Origin of the sequence: Rathayibacter sp. YIM 133350 (genome assembly GCF_037404875.1) — a bacterium.
Lineage (GTDB): Bacteria > Actinomycetota > Actinomycetes > Actinomycetales > Microbacteriaceae > Orlajensenia.
Genome location: NZ_JBBELO010000034.1, coordinates 112,116 through 126,065 on the forward strand (window position 1 = coordinate 112,116; position 13,950 = coordinate 126,065).

A 13,950-nucleotide genomic window follows, 5' to 3' on the forward strand; every position below is an offset into this window, starting at 1 on the left:
TCCTGTATGGATCTTCAGGCATTCTCAGCGTCGATGGCGGTCGAGTCATTCCCGACCCGTTTGATGGGCGGGAACGCGTAGGTGCCGTCGAGGATGGGCTCGTCGGGCCAGTAGAGCCGCATCATGAGCCGGAACGGACCCTCCGGTGCCGGCAGCCAGTTCGCCCGCGCGTCGGCGTCCGAGGGATCTGCGTGCCCGATGGTGATGGCCAGTGCCCCGTCGGCGTCGCGCACCAGTCCAGGGGTGCGGTCACCGATCGAGTACCGGTTGACCGGGTTCGGCACGAGGTGTGAGCCCGGCACGTCGTAGAGGGTGATCGACCAGAACGCGCGCACTGGGGGGTCGTTCGTCACCCGGATCTCGTAGGCGGCGCTTCCGTCGAGGGGGCGGCCGACGGCATCCGTGAACGTGCTGGCATACACGGCCTCGTACCCGTGGTTGCCCCACAGCCCGAGGCGCGCGGCGAGGGCGCGGGTCAGCAGGCGCTTCGCGGGCTCGGCGATCTGCCACTGCGGGCTGTTGATCGTTCCGATCTCGAAGTAGGAGACATTGAAGTCGAATCCGTGCACGTCGGCCGTCCAGCCGTTGCTCGCCGGCGCATCGCTGTGGTGACTGAAGTAGTCGAGCTTCTCCTCGCCCGAGCGCTCGCCCTGCTCGAGCGTCTCGCGCAGGTCTGCGGATGCCTCGAGGTAGGGCGAGAGGACGGAGGTGACGCCGAGCGCTGCGAAGCTGTCCTGCCCGTGCTGGTCTGCCTCGGACGGCGGGTAGGCCAGTGAGTACGCTCGAGCCTGCTCCCAGAACAGCAGCTCCTCCGGTACGTCGGCGACGTCCGCCACGCCTTCGGCCGGGGCGACGGCCTCCCAGAGCGTGGACAGCTCGAGGGAATCCTGCAGGGTGTGGACCGCCCCGAGATCATGCGGGCCGTCGCAGGCGAACCGGCCGACGATCGTGAAGACGTCGGTGGGCGCCGTGATCCGCGTCATGCCGTCGGGCACCTCGCCTTCGTAGCCCGAGGGAACGATGAGGTAGGTACCGGCATCGGGGCCCGTGGCGCGCGCGCCGACGTAGGCGAAGTCATCCGTCCACGCATCGACGAACTGCAGCACGTAGTACCGCTCCGGGACGGCGGGCACGCTCAGCACGATCGGTCCCGTCGAGAGGTCGCACTGCGCCACCGAGTAGAGGGTGTCGTTGTTGACGGCGACGAAGGTGTCACGGTCGGTTGCGAGGTGGCGGGCGTGAGCGAACACGTTGTATGCCGTTGCCGGCACATGGCCGACGCCCTCCCGCACGAACCGGCGGACCTGGCCGAGGTTCGTCACGAGCGGGTAGTAGTAGATGTACGCCTCTGCGGCGATCTCGCTGAGGGATCTCTCAGGCACCGGGAACGCTCCCTTCCGGTGCCGGCACGACGGCCGAGCACCTCTCGCCTTTCACTCTGGCACCAGCTAGTCTCGGCCAACAAGGGCCGGAACGACGCATGGCGTCGCATCCGTGGCATTCGTCGCTTCATCCATCGAGGAGAACGAGAGCATGGGCAGTGTCATCGGCGAGGTTCTTCCGCTCGCGCTGGGAATCGCGATCAGCCCGATTCCGATCATCGCGGCCATCCTCATGCTGCTCTCGCCGAAGGCCAGGGGAACCAGCGTCGGCTTTCTTCTCGGATGGGTGCTCGGCATCATCGTGGCCGTCGTCGTGTTCGAGCTGCTCGCCTCGATCATTCCCGCCAGCGACCCGGATGCCTCCAAGCCGGTGTCGGGTGTCATCAAGATTCTGCTGGGTCTCGGCCTGCTCTTCCTCGCTTGGCGGCAGTGGACGGGACGCCCGAAGGCCGGCGAGGCGGCGGCACTGCCGAAGTGGATGAGCGCGATCGACTCCATGACGGCCGTGCGCGCCTTCGTGCTCGGCATCATCCTCTCGGCGGCGAACCCCAAGAACCTGATCATGGCCGTGGGCGCCGGCGTCGCCATCGGAACCGCGGGCCTCGACATCGGCGCGGTGGTGGTCGTGACGATCATCTTCGTCGTCATCGCCGCGATCTCCGTCGCCGCCCCCGTGATCGCCTACCTGGCCGCCTCCTCGCGCATGGCGGCCCCGCTCGAGAGCCTGCGCGCCTGGCTCGTGGCGAACAACGCCACCGTGATGGCCGTTCTGCTGCTCGTGATCGGCGTCGTCATGATCGGCAAGGGCATCGGCAGCTTCTAGCCCGCATCCGTCTGCCTTCGGGGCGGAGTCCGATTCCGCCCATGGCGGAATAGCGGTGCGTTCGCTAAAGTTGAGTTAAGCAGACTCAACTTAGGAAGGACTGCTTGTGGCGAACATGCAGGGAGCGCCCAGCTCGCAGGAGGAGCAGAAGTCGGCGCTCGAACAGTACGGACTCGACCTCACCGAGCTGGCCAAGGCCGGCAAGCTCGATCCCGTGATCGGCCGCGACGCCGAGATCCGGCGCGTCAGCCAGGTGCTGACCCGCCGCACCAAGAACAACCCCGTGCTCATCGGCGAGCCCGGCGTCGGCAAGACGGCGGTCGTCGAGGGCCTCGCCCAGCGCATCGTCGCGGGAGACGTGGCCGAGTCGCTCAAGAACAAGAAGCTCGTCTCGCTCGACATCTCAGCCCTCGTCGCCGGAGCGATGTACCGCGGTCAGTTCGAGGAACGCCTCAAGAGCGTTCTGAAGGAGATCAACGAGGCCGAGGGCCAGATCATCACCTTCGTCGACGAGCTGCATCTGCTGATGGGCGCCGGCGGCGGCGAGGGCTCGGTCGCGGCATCCAACATGCTGAAGCCCATGCTCGCCCGCGGCGAGCTGCGCCTCATCGGCGCCACGACCCTCGACGAGTATCGCGAGTACATCGAGAAGGATGCCGCGCTCGAGCGCCGCTTCCAGCAGGTGTACGTGGGTGAGCCGTCGGTCGAAGACACCGTCGCCATCCTGCGCGGACTCAAGGGCCGCTACGAGGCGCATCACGGCGTCACGATCTCGGATGCCGCGCTCGTGGCCGCCGCCATGCTCTCGAACCGCTACATCTCGGCCCGCCAGCTGCCCGACAAGGCCATCGACCTGATCGACGAGGCGATGAGCCGGCTGAAGATGGAGATCGACTCCTCGCCCGTCGAAATCGACCAGCTCAAGCGCCAGGTCGACCGCATGCGGCTGGAGGAGCTCGCCCTGAAGAAGGAGAAGGACGACGCCTCCAAGGAGCGGCTCGCCAAGCTGCGTGAGGACCTAGTCGAGCACGAGCGCGAACTCGCCGAGCTCGAGGCCCGGTGGGAGCGCGAGCGCATGGGCCTCAACCGCGTCGGCGAGCTGAAGAAGAAGCTCGACGAGGCGGTCACCGAGCGCGATCGCGCCATGCGCGAGGCGAACTACGCCAAGGCGTCGAAGCTGGAGTACGAGACCATCGCGCAACTGCAGCGCGACCTCGCCGAGGCCGAGAAGGCCGAGTCCGCTCCGCAGGAGCCGCGCATGGTGAACGAGCAGGTCACCGAAGAAGACATCGCCGCCGTCATCGCGGCCTGGACCGGCATTCCCGTCGGGCGCCTGCTGCAGGGCGAGACCGAGAAGCTGCTGCACCTCGAGAGCGAGCTCGGTCGCCGCATCATCGGTCAGCGCCCCGCCGTGCGCGCCGTCTCCGATGCCGTGCGCCGCGCACGGGCGGGCATCTCCGATGCCAACCGACCCACGGGATCCTTCCTCTTCCTGGGGCCGACGGGTGTCGGCAAGACCGAGCTCGCGAAGGCGCTCGCCGAGTTCCTCTTCGACGACGAGCACGCCATGGTGCGCATCGACATGTCGGAATACGGCGAGAAGCACTCCGTGTCGCGACTGGTCGGTGCCCCTCCCGGCTACATCGGCTACGAGCAGGGCGGGCAGCTGACCGAGGCGGTGCGCCGTCGCCCGTACTCGGTGATCCTGTTCGACGAGGTCGAGAAGGCGCACCCCGAGGTCTTCGACATCCTGCTGCAGGTGCTCGACGACGGCCGCCTCACCGACGGACAGGGTCGAACGGTCGACTTCCGCAACACCATCCTCATCCTCACGTCGAACCTCGGCTCGCAGGTGCTCATCGACCCGACCCTCTCGTGGGAGGAGAAGGAGAACGCGGTGCAGCAGATGGTGCGCCAGGCGTTCAAGCCCGAGTTCGTCAACCGTCTCGATGACATCGTGGTGTTCTCGGCCCTGACCAGTGAAGAGCTGGCCGAGATCGTGAACCTCTACATCGACCGGCTGTCGCGGCGCTTGCACGAGCGCCGGCTGGAGGTGGGCGTGACCCCGGATGCGCGGGCCTGGCTCGCGGAGCGCGGCTACGACCCGATCTACGGAGCCCGGCCGCTTCGGCGGCTCATGCAGACGCAGATCGACGACCGGCTCGCCCGCGCCCTGCTGAGTGGCGACATCCGCGACGGCGACACGGTCATCGTCGGCCTGGATCCCGAGGGTGACGCGCTGACCGTCGCTCGAGCCGAGGCGCTCACGGAGGCCGCGCGCTGACGCCTCCGTGACCGCGCATCGCCTTCGCATCCGTTGCGCCACTTCGACGCCCTCTGCGCCAGAACAACTGGCGCAGAGGGCGTCTTCGTGGCGCAAAGCGCGCTGACCGTTTCGGCAGCGACGCCGGACGGAACTCGCTGACGGATGCTCACATCGGTGTGTTAGCGTGCGAAGAGGCAAGCCGAGGAGGGCTCATGGCGCAGTTCGAGTACGGTCCCGTCGAGTTGTACGTCGTCGGATTCGAGGGTTCGCGGCCCGATGACGCGACCTTCGCAGAACTGGCCCGCCTGATCGATGACGAAACGGTGCGCCTGCTCGACCTGGTGATCCTGACACACGAAGAAGACGGCGGCCTGACCGTGGTCGAACTCGAAGACCTCGGCGGCGAATTCGACGTCGAGGCCTTCTCCGTTCCGGCGAGTGGCCTGGTCGGCCAGGACGACCTCGAGGAACTCGCGGATGCCGTGCCCCTCGGAGGTTCGGCCGCCGTCGTCGCCGTCGAGCTGCTCTGGGCCAAAGACCTCGCCTCGCGCCTCGCGGCCTCGGGCGGCGTCGTGTTGGCGACGGAACGCATCCCGGCACCCGCCGTGAACGCACTGCTTGAGGAGATCGGCGAGGAGAGCTGACATGCCATTCATCAGGAGGATCGGACGCCCCGGATTGCTCGGGCTCGCGGCGCGCACGGCCGTCGTGGCCGGAACGGCCACCGCTGTGAGCGGCGGCATGATGCGCCGGCAGCAGAACCGCGCCGAGGAAGACGCCCAGGCGCAGGCCTACCAGCAGCAACAGCAGGAGCTCGCGGCGCAGCAGTACGCGCAGCAGGCGGCGGCGGCGCAGCAGGCTGCCACCCAGCCGGCTCCGGCCGCATCCGGAGGCACGGATGTCGTGGCCGAGTTGACGAAGCTCGGCGCACTGCATCAGCAGGGCATCCTCAGCGATGACGAGTTCACCGCGGCCAAGGCCAAGCTGCTGAGCTGAACCGGCGGTGGCGCAGGGTCAGCGCCTAGGCTCGATCCCATGCTCGCCACTCTGATCTACAACGAACGTGACATCCGGGTCGAAGAGGTCGCCGATCCAAAGCTCTCGACCGGCCTCGATGCGATCGTGCGGGTGGTCGCGGCCTGCGTCTGCGGGTCGGACCTGTGGCCCTATCGCGGGGTCGTTCCCACCCGTCATCCGCACCGCATCGGCCACGAGTTCATCGGCGTCGTCGAGCAGGTCGGTGACGAGGTCGACAAGGTGCGCCCCGGCGACTTCGTGATCGCGCCCTTCTACGTGTGCTGCGGCATCTGCGTGAACTGCCGAAACGGCGTCTCGACCTCGTGCCTCAACGGCGGCTGGTGGGGCGAGGACGACAAGCGCGGTGCCTTCGCCGACGGTGGCCAGGGCGAGCGCGTGCGCGTTCCGCTCGCCGACGGCACGCTCTTCCCGCTCGACGATCAGCCCGACGAGGCTCTCATCCCGTCGTTGCTCACGCTCTCGGATGTCATGGGCACCGGGCACCACGCGGCCGTGTCGGCGGGGGTGACGCCCGGTTCGACCGTCGCGGTCGTGGGTGATGGCGCGGTCGGGCTGTGCGCGATCATCGCATCCAAGCGCCTCGGTGCGGCACGCATCATCGCGATGTCGCGGCACGCCGACCGGCAGGCGCTGGCCCGAGAGTTCGGCGCGACCGACATCGTCGAGGAGCGCGGCGACGAGGGCGTCGCCGCGGTACGCGCCCTGAGCGAAGGCGGCGTCGGAGCGGACTTCGTTCTGGAGTGCGTCGGCACGAAGGAGTCGATGGACCAGGCACTGCGCTCCACCCGGCCCGGCGGCATGGTGGGCTACGTTGGCGCTCCCAATGGCGGCCCCGAGTTGCCCGTGCGGCCCATGTTCAACCGCAACGTCGGCGTCAACGGCGGCGTCGCCCCGGTGCGCGGCTACATGGCAGAGCTGCTGCCCGACATTCTCTCGGGCGCGATCGACCCGGGCCGGGTGTTCGACCTCGAGCTGCCGCTGGCGGATGCCGCCGAGGCGTACGCGGCCATGGACGAGCGCCGCGCGACCAAGGTGCTGCTGCGCCCCTGATGCGGCACCCCCGGCATCCGAAACCCGCCCCACCCCACGCCAGCCCACCACCCGCGCCTGAACCATTTGCTCGCCGTTGACCCACGTGTAACGGATCAACGGCGACGAAATGGTTCACCCGCGAACTTGAGACGGAAGAGGTAGACCATGACCGACACGACGTACTACGAGCAACTGCTCGCCGAAGAGGCGGAGCTCGTCGTCACCGACTTCACCCTCGAGGATGCCTGGGCGCTCGGTTCGCGCATGCGCGCCGCCGCCCTCGACGCGGGGATGCCGGTCGCGATCGGCATCGTGCTCGGGCAGCAGCGCGTCTTCCACTCCGCGCTGCCCGGATCCAGCGCCGACAACGACGACTGGCTCGAGCGCAAGACGCGGGTGGCCCTGCGCTTCGGGCGCGCGTCCATGGCCGTCGGCGAGTCGTTCCGCGTCGGCGGCAAGACCTTCGAGGAGGCGGCACGGCTCGATCCGTCCACCTACGCCGCGCACGGCGGTGTCGTTCCGGTGCGACTCGCGGGCGGCGTGGTCATCGGTGCGGTCGGCGTCTCGGGCCTGCCGCAGCGCGAGGACCACGCGTTCGTGGTCGAGCACCTGCGGGCCTTCATCGCCGATAAGGGCTGAGGCGCCTCGGCGGGGCGAACGGGGTACACGACCCATTGCCGCGAAGGCAGGGGCGGGTCTACGGTGACCACATCACGTACCCAGTTCGAGGGGGAACCATGTTCAACGTCGACAACCGCCCCCGCTCCGCGCTTCGCCGCGGCGCCCTCGTCACGACGGCCGTCCTGGCGCTGGGTGTTCTCGGTGCCACCGCCCCCGCATCCGCGCACACGGTGGGCGCCGCGACGGATGCCGCTGCCGGCCCCACCCACTCCACCTCGACGGGGTACGGCGGTGCGGTCGCGTCCGTGGATGCCACTGCCAGCCAGGTCGGCCGCGATGTGCTGCGGCTCGGCGGCAACGCGGCCGATGCCGCGGTCGCCATGGCCTCGACGCTCGGCGTGACCGAGCCCTACAGCGCAGGCGTCGGCGGGGGCGGCTACTTCGTCTACTACCAGGCGAAGACGGGAACGGTGAGCACCATCGACGGGCGCGAGGTCGCGCCGGCCGGCATCCAGAGCAACGCGTTCATCGACCCGGCCACCGGCCAGCCGTACCCGTTCACGCCCCAGCTCGTCTCGTCGGGCGTCTCGGTCGGCGTGCCGGGAACGCTCGCGACCTGGGACATGGCCCTGCGTCGTTTCGGCACCAAGCCGTTGTCGCTCGTGCTGCTGCCCTCGATCCTCGTGGCGCTGAAGGGTTTCCCGGTCGACCAGACCTTCCGCAACCAGACCCTCGACAACAAGGAGCGCTTCTCCGCGTTCCCCGACACCGCGAAGCTGTTCCTTCCTGGCGGCGACGCACCCAAGGTCGGCTCCACGTTCCGCAACGTCGACCTCGCCAAGACGCTCGCCCTCATCGCGCTGCGCGGGCCGAAGGCCTTCTACTCGGGACCCCTCGCCGGCGAGATCGCTGATGTGGTGCAGCATCCCCGCAAGGATCCGGCCTCGACGCTGCCGGCCCCGGCAGGCTCGATGACGGCGGCCGACATCGCCGGGTACACGGTGCGCAACCAGGCTCCGACGCACGTGGACTACCGCGGCCTCGACGTCTACGGCATGGCGCCCTCCTCATCGGGCGGAACCACCGTCGGTGAGGCGCTCAACATCCTCGAGAACCACGACCTCTCATCCGCGGATGTCGCGCAGAGCCTGCACCTCTACCTCGAGTCCACGGCGCGGGCCTTCGCCGATCGCAACGCCTACGTGGGCGATCCCGCCTTCGTCGACGTACCGACCCAGACGCTGCTCAGCCAGCCCTTCGCCGACAGCCGCGACTGCACCATCGACCCGACCGCGGCTTCCACGCGGCCGGTGCCCGCCGGTGCGCTCGACGGCAGCGGATGCGCATCCGTCGGCGTCGACGAGCGCGCCGACACGGAGAACGTCTCGACGACCCACCTGTCGGTCGTCGACAAGTGGGGCAACGCGGCGGCCTACACCCTCACCATCGAGCAGACCGGCGGCTCGGGCATGACCGTGCCGGGCCGGGGATTCCTGTTGAACAACGAGCTGACCGACTTCAGCGCGGTGTACGCGCCGACGGACCCCAACCGCATCGAGCCGGGAAAGCGGCCGCGCTCCTCGATGTCGCCGACCATCGTGCTCGATGACGGCGCGGTGAAGTTCGTCGTCGGCTCGCCGGGAGGCGCGACGATCATCACGACGGTGCTGCAGATTCTCATCAATCGCATCGACCTGGGCATGACGCTGCCCGAAGCCGTCGCTGCTCCGCGTGCCTCGCAGCGCAACGCGGCCACGACTCCCGCAGAGCCCGCGTTCATCGACGCGTACCAGGACGCCCTCGCGCCGTACGGGCAGGTGCTCGTGCCCTCGGGCGACCTGCTCACCTCCGCCGCCGAGATCGGGGCGGCGGCGACGATCGAGGTGGGTCCCGGTGGCCTCTTGACGGCGGCGGCTGAGCCGGTGCGCCGTGGCGGTGGCACCGGGCTCGTGGTGAAGCCGGCAGGCTGATCGGCGGGAACTGCGCAGACGGCCGCGGGATGCTGCGAGCGGGAGGGCTCAGGCGGCCGAGACGACCAGGTCGGCGAGGGGCAGGCGGGTGCGCGGGGCGACCTCGCGCTCGCGCAGCACCTCGGGCAGCGTGTCGACGTCGCCGAGCACGCCGAGGGCGGTCACCGAGACGACCTCGAAGCGGTCCTCCAGGCCGAACACCGAGTGCAGTGCGGCAGCGTCGAACCCGCCCATCTGGTGGGTGTGCAGGCCCTCGTGCTGCGCCTGCACGGTCATGTGGGCGACGGCCTGGCCGAGGTCGTAGCGCGCCCAGGGGCGGGGGGTTCCCTCGGCATCCGCCGTCTCGGCGATGTTGACGATGAGAACGGCGGCCGAGTCGGCCCACGCCTGGTTGAAGCCCATGAGGTTGTCGTGGATGCGCGTGAACTCGGGTGTGCCGCGGCGGGCGACGGCGAAGCGCCAGGGCTGCACGTTGTTGGCCGAGGGCGCCCAGCGAGCGGCCTCGAGGATGGTGCGCAGAACGGCGGTGTCGACGACGGCGGAGGGGTCGTAGGCGCGGGGGCTCCAGCGCTCGACGAGCGGGGTGATGAGAGCGGCGTCGGTGTCGGCGTTGCGCGAGGTGATGTCTGTCACGAGGGTCATGTCAGCTTCTTTCGAGATGGAACAAGATGCCGGGACCCCATCGGCCCACCCGGTTCAACGCATGCGTCTGCATAGTATTCCCGGATGCCGCGGCTTCTCAGAAACCGAGAAGCGAGGCGATCTTCGCCGACGCGCCGCCTCGGCGCCCGTCCGGACGGCGCGTCCCGTCGAAACGCCTCGCTTTTCGGAATGTCCTCGCTTTTCGGGAGGGCGCTGGGCGCAGGGCGGAAGGGGGAGGGAGGGCGGGCGGTCAGCGTGCCCCGGCGGTCTGCCGCGCGATGGCCGTCACGAACGTGTCGATGTCGGCCTCGGTGGTGTCGAAGCCGCACATCCAGCGCACCTCGTTCTTCGCTGCATCCCAGTCGTAGAACCGGAACTGCTCGCGCAGGCGGTCGGCCACGCCGTCGGGAAGCACCGCGAACACGCCGTTGGCCTGGGTGGGATGCGAGAACGAGACGCCGTGGATGGAGCCGTCGGCCAGGCCCGACTCGATCGAGGACCGCAGCCGCGCGGCCATGGCGTTGGCATTGCGGGCGTTGCGCAGCCACAGGTCGCCCTCGAGCAACGCGATCAGCTGGGCCGAGATGAAGCGCATCTTCGAGGCCAGCTGCATGTTCATCTTGCGCAGGTAGAGCAGGCCCTCGGCGGCCGTCGGCTGCAGCACCACGATGGCCTCGCCGAACATGAGGCCGTTCTTGGTGCCGCCGAAGCTCACCACGTCGACGCCGACGTCGCTCGTGAATGCGCGGAAGTCCACGCCGAGCGCGGCTGCGGCGTTCGAGAGGCGGGCGCCGTCGACGTGCAGCTTCATGCCATTGCCGTGGGCGAACTCGGCGATCGCGCCGATCTCGTCGGGCGTGTAGAGCGTGCCGAGTTCGGTGGACTGCGTGATCGAGACGGCGAGCGGCTGCGCCCGGTGCTCGTCGCCCCAACCCCAGGCCTGCGTGGCGATGAGCTCGGGCGTGAGCTTGCCGTCGGGGGTGTCGACCGTGAGCAGCTTGATGCCGCCGATGCGCTCGGGTGCGCCGTTCTCATCGGTGTTGATGTGCGCGGTGCTCGCCGTCACGACGCCGCCCCACCGCGGCAGCATCGACTGCAGCGCGGTCACGTTGGCTCCCGTGCCGTTGAAGACCGGGAAGGCGTGCACGCCGTCGCCGAAGTGCTCGGCGAAGACCTGCTGCAGCCGCGCCGTGTACGCGTCTTCGCCGTACGAGATCTGGTGCCCGCCGTTCGCCGCCGCCAGTGCCTCGATGATCTCGGAGTGCACTCCGGAGTAGTTGTCGGAGGCGAAGCCGCGGATTTCGGGGTCATGAAGCATCTGGGTCACCGAACCATCCTGCCACCGACGGCGAGACGCCCAGCCCGGCCTCAGCGGTGAGCGTCCCACCAACCGCACACCGCGGCATGGGTAGGGTGAGCACATGCCGACGGATGCCGCATCCCGCCGCCGCGGACGACCCGAGACGGCCCTCGCCATCGAGCGCGCCGCCGTCGACCTCGTGCTCGCACAGGGCTACGAGAACGTCACCGTCGACATGATCTGCGAGGCCGCCAGCGTCTCGCAGCGCACGTTCTTCAACTATTTCAAGACGAAGGATGCCGCCCTGCTCGGGTCGGCCGCGCCGTCGGTCGACGAGGAGCGCGCTGAGCGGTTCGTGCTCTCGACCGGGCCGATCCTCGCCGAGGCGGTCGGCCTCGTGCGCATCGATCCCGCGATGATCGCCATGACCGAGCCGTTATTCGGCGACCGCATCCGGGCGATCGCGTCGCATCCCGAACTGCTCGCTCGCCAGATGGAGCGCTTCGCCGCGATCGAGACCGAGTTGCGCGTCATCATCCGTCGCCGTCTGGAGCGCGAGGTGACGGATGCCGGCCGAGGCGACGAGCCCGGCTCCCGTGATGCCGACCTCGATGCCGAGGCCGAGGTCACGACTCAACTGCTCGGCGGCCTGCTGCGCTTCGTCGGGCAGAACCTGGCCCGGGCCATGGAGGCCGGTGCGCCGCCGCCATCGGACGACGAGCTCACGCGACTGCTCGCCTCCGTGCTGCCGAAACTCACCTGAGCGGATGCGGCGCGCGCCTCATGCGCCGCCGCCCCTCAGCCGGCGAGCGCCTCCGAGATCTTCACCCGGCGCCCCATCTTCAGCAGCGACCCAGCGTAGATGCGCTCGCCGATCCAGAGCACGACGGCGGTCGTCGCGAGCAGGATGCCGAGCGAGAGCAGCGGTTCCCACCACTGCGCCTGGCCGAGGAAGACGCGCATCGGCATGCCGACCGTGGCCGAGAACGGCACATAGCTCATGACGGCGAGCACCACGGGGTTGTCGCCCCAGATGATGACCGCCAGGTAGGGGATCATGACGAGCAGTGTGATGGGCGAGGTGACCGAGCCCACATCCTCGGCCCGGGAGACGAGCGAGGCGGCCGCGGCGAACAGTGCGGCGAGCATCACGAAGCCGAACACGAAGAAGACGACGAACCACACCACGGAGGGACCGAGTCCCGCCACCACGATCTTCTGGCCGGTCACCAGCAGCGCCGTGAGTGCGACGACCGCGATGGCGACGATCTGCAGGAAGGCGAGCAGGCTGTTGCCGAGCACCTTGCCGGCCAGCAGTGCGCGCACCGGGATGGCCGAGAGCAGCAGTTCCACGATGCGGGTCTGCTTCTCTTCGACGACGCTCTGGGCGATCATCGAGCCGAAGGTGATGGCCGACATGAAGAAGACCAGTCCGAAGCCCAGGGCGACGAAATACCGCAGCAACGGGTTGGGGGCGTTCGGGTCGAGCAGTTCCACGTGGGGGGACTGGCTGATCGCGTTGACGACGCCGTTGGGAACCGTGTCGTAGCCGAGCACCGTGAGTCCGAGCGGGTTCGCCGCGGTGGCGTCGGAGGCGACGATGATCGCGTCGATGTCGCCGGCCCGCAGCATCCTCTCGGCCTGCTCGCGCCCCGACACGTCGACCATCTTCAGGCCGGTGCCCTGGATGCCGTCGGCCGCGATGCCGAGGGCGGCGACCTTCGGTGTCGACGACGGCGCGGCGCTCGCGAGCGTGCCGATGACGATGGAGGCCAGCACCGCGAGCAGCAGCAGCCCCGTCGAGATGAGGAAGGCCTTGCTGCGCAACCGCATCGTGACCTCGCGACCGGTCACGAGGGCGACGCTCGAGCGCAGGGTGGGGGTGACGACGTCGGCGGTGCTCACTGCACGACCTCCTTGAAGATCTGGGCGAGGCTCACATGCCGGCGGGCGAAGCTCTGCACGGCACCGTGCTCGATGGCCTCGCGCAGCACCTGCTGGCGCACGGCATCCGTATCGGCGTCGAAGAGCGCCCAGCCGCCTTCCATCGACAGCACCTGGACGCCGGGCACGCTGCGCAGCCACTGCACGTCGCCCGCGAGCCGGAGTTCGTAGCTCACCGGAGCGTGGGTGTCGCGCAGGTGCTCGCGGTCGCCCGCGGCACGGATGCGGCCTTCGGAGATGATGACGAGGTCGTCGCACAGTCGCTCGACGATGTCGAGTTGGTGCGAGCTGAACAGTACCGGCGCGCCCCTGCCGGCGTAGTCGGAGAGCACCCCCTGCACCGTCTCGACCGCCATCGGGTCGAGGCCCGAGAAGGGCTCGTCGAGCACGAGCACTTCAGGCCGGTGCACGAGGGCTGCGGCGATCTGCGCGCGTTGCTGGTTGCCGAGCGACAGGCTCTCGACCGTGTCGTTCAGGCGCTCGCCGAGGCCGAGTCGCTGCAGCAGCTCTGTCGCGTTGCGCGTTGCAGCAGCCGTCGACCAGCCGTGCAGCCGGGCGAAGTACACGATCTGCTCGAGCACGCGCATCTTCGGGTACAGGCCGCGCTCCTCCGGCATGTATCCGAAGCGCCGCCGGTTCACTGCGGTCACGTCGGCGCCGTTGAGGCTCACCGTTCCCCCATCGGCGGCGAGCACGCCCAGGATGATGCGCATCGCCGTGGTCTTGCCGGCGCCATTGGCCCCGACGAACCCCGTCATGCGGCCCTCGCCGACGGTGAAACTCACGTCGTCGAGGGCGAGACGTTCGCCGTAGCGCTTGGTGACGTGGTGGAGTTCGAGCACATGACAACGCTATTAGGAGCGGGGTCGCTGCCGATAGCGATCACTCGCCTCCGACGACGGTATATTGACGAGCAATCCTCACGAGAGCAG

General features: G+C 69.0%; 13 protein-coding genes. 8 read left to right on the forward strand and 5 right to left on the reverse strand.

All coding sequences use genetic code 11. The annotated features are described in order from the left end of the window. Nucleotides 1-14: 14 nt before the first annotated feature. The gene (locus tag WDJ51_RS13575) at nt 15-1,382 is read right to left on the reverse strand and encodes a DUF1254 domain-containing protein (protein WP_337852997.1); all 1,368 of its coding nucleotides are present in this window, start codon (nt 1,380-1,382) and stop codon (nt 15-17) included. 112 nt (nt 1,383-1,494) lie between these two features. Between WDJ51_RS13575 and WDJ51_RS13580 the strand changes: the two genes are divergently transcribed. From WDJ51_RS13580 to ggt, 7 genes are all read left to right on the forward strand, one after another. After that, a complete protein-coding gene (locus WDJ51_RS13580; RefSeq protein ID WP_337852998.1) occupies nt 1,495-2,205 on the forward strand; it encodes a GAP family protein in 711 nt (236 codons plus the stop codon). A gap of 106 nt (nt 2,206-2,311) precedes the next feature. After that, complete coding sequence (locus tag WDJ51_RS13585; RefSeq protein WP_337852999.1) at nt 2,312-4,489, forward strand: ATP-dependent Clp protease ATP-binding subunit; 2,178 nt, start codon at nt 2,312-2,314, stop codon at nt 4,487-4,489. Nucleotides 4,490-4,683: 194 nt separating this feature from the next. Further along, complete coding sequence (locus WDJ51_RS13590) at nt 4,684-5,115, forward strand: DUF6325 family protein (RefSeq protein WP_337853000.1); 432 nt, start codon at nt 4,684-4,686, stop codon at nt 5,113-5,115. A 1-nt stretch (nt 5,116) separates the two neighbouring features. Beyond that, nucleotides 5,117-5,467 carry an SHOCT domain-containing protein gene (locus tag WDJ51_RS13595; RefSeq protein WP_337853001.1) on the forward strand — a complete coding sequence of 117 codons (351 nt, stop codon included), beginning with the start codon at nt 5,117-5,119 and terminating at the stop codon, nt 5,465-5,467. Between the two features lie 39 nt (nt 5,468-5,506). Further along, complete coding sequence (locus WDJ51_RS13600) at nt 5,507-6,559, forward strand: zinc-dependent alcohol dehydrogenase family protein (protein WP_337853002.1); 1,053 nt, start codon at nt 5,507-5,509, stop codon at nt 6,557-6,559. A 147-nt stretch (nt 6,560-6,706) separates the two neighbouring features. Then, entirely contained in the window at nt 6,707-7,180 is a 474-nt protein-coding gene (locus tag WDJ51_RS13605; RefSeq protein ID WP_337853003.1) for a heme-degrading domain-containing protein, read from the forward strand. A gap of 98 nt (nt 7,181-7,278) precedes the next feature. Further along, nucleotides 7,279-9,132 carry a gamma-glutamyltransferase gene (gene ggt, locus WDJ51_RS13610; protein WP_337853004.1) on the forward strand — a complete coding sequence of 618 codons (1,854 nt, stop codon included), beginning with the start codon at nt 7,279-7,281 and terminating at the stop codon, nt 9,130-9,132. 48 nt (nt 9,133-9,180) lie between these two features. On the opposite strand, the gene WDJ51_RS13615 is transcribed toward ggt, so the two are convergent. Further along, nucleotides 9,181-9,774 carry a nitroreductase family protein gene (locus tag WDJ51_RS13615; RefSeq protein WP_337853005.1) on the reverse strand — a complete coding sequence of 198 codons (594 nt, stop codon included), beginning with the start codon at nt 9,772-9,774 and terminating at the stop codon, nt 9,181-9,183. A gap of 250 nt (nt 9,775-10,024) precedes the next feature. Then, entirely contained in the window at nt 10,025-11,092 is a 1,068-nt protein-coding gene (locus tag WDJ51_RS13620) for a threonine aldolase family protein (RefSeq protein ID WP_337853073.1), read from the reverse strand. Between the two features lie 103 nt (nt 11,093-11,195). Between WDJ51_RS13620 and WDJ51_RS13625 the strand changes: the two genes are divergently transcribed. Further along, a complete protein-coding gene (locus WDJ51_RS13625) occupies nt 11,196-11,837 on the forward strand; it encodes a TetR/AcrR family transcriptional regulator (protein WP_337853006.1) in 642 nt (213 codons plus the stop codon). A gap of 35 nt (nt 11,838-11,872) precedes the next feature. Here WDJ51_RS13625 and WDJ51_RS13630 read toward each other — a convergent pair whose 3' ends face one another. Both WDJ51_RS13630 and WDJ51_RS13635 read right to left on the reverse strand, forming a co-directional pair. Beyond that, nucleotides 11,873-12,979 (reverse strand): ABC transporter permease, encoded by a 1,107-nt coding sequence (locus WDJ51_RS13630; RefSeq protein WP_337853007.1) that lies wholly within the window; start codon nt 12,977-12,979, stop codon nt 11,873-11,875. Then, entirely contained in the window at nt 12,976-13,860 is an 885-nt protein-coding gene (locus tag WDJ51_RS13635; protein ID WP_337853008.1) for an ABC transporter ATP-binding protein, read from the reverse strand. The genes WDJ51_RS13630 and WDJ51_RS13635 overlap by 4 nt, the downstream gene beginning before the upstream one ends. Nucleotides 13,861-13,950 lie beyond the last annotated feature (90 nt).

What these genes read in the sequence shown, in the direction of transcription:
- WDJ51_RS13590 (WP_337853000.1), top strand. Translation starts at nt 4,684, where the DNA reads ATGGCGCAGTTCGAGTACGGTCCCGTCGAGTTGTACGTCGTCGGATTC.
- WDJ51_RS13595 (WP_337853001.1), top strand. Translation starts at nt 5,117, where the DNA reads ATGCCATTCATCAGGAGGATCGGACGCCCCGGATTGCTCGGGCTCGCG.
- WDJ51_RS13600 (WP_337853002.1), top strand. Translation starts at nt 5,507, where the DNA reads ATGCTCGCCACTCTGATCTACAACGAACGTGACATCCGGGTCGAAGAG.
- WDJ51_RS13605 (WP_337853003.1), top strand. Translation starts at nt 6,707, where the DNA reads ATGACCGACACGACGTACTACGAGCAACTGCTCGCCGAAGAGGCGGAG.
- ggt (WP_337853004.1), top strand. Translation starts at nt 7,279, where the DNA reads ATGTTCAACGTCGACAACCGCCCCCGCTCCGCGCTTCGCCGCGGCGCC.
- WDJ51_RS13615 (WP_337853005.1), bottom strand. Translation starts at nt 9,774, where the DNA reads ATGACCCTCGTGACAGACATCACCTCGCGCAACGCCGACACCGACGCC.
- WDJ51_RS13620 (WP_337853073.1), bottom strand. Translation starts at nt 11,092, where the DNA reads ATGCTTCATGACCCCGAAATCCGCGGCTTCGCCTCCGACAACTACTCC.
- WDJ51_RS13625 (WP_337853006.1), top strand. Translation starts at nt 11,196, where the DNA reads ATGCCGACGGATGCCGCATCCCGCCGCCGCGGACGACCCGAGACGGCC.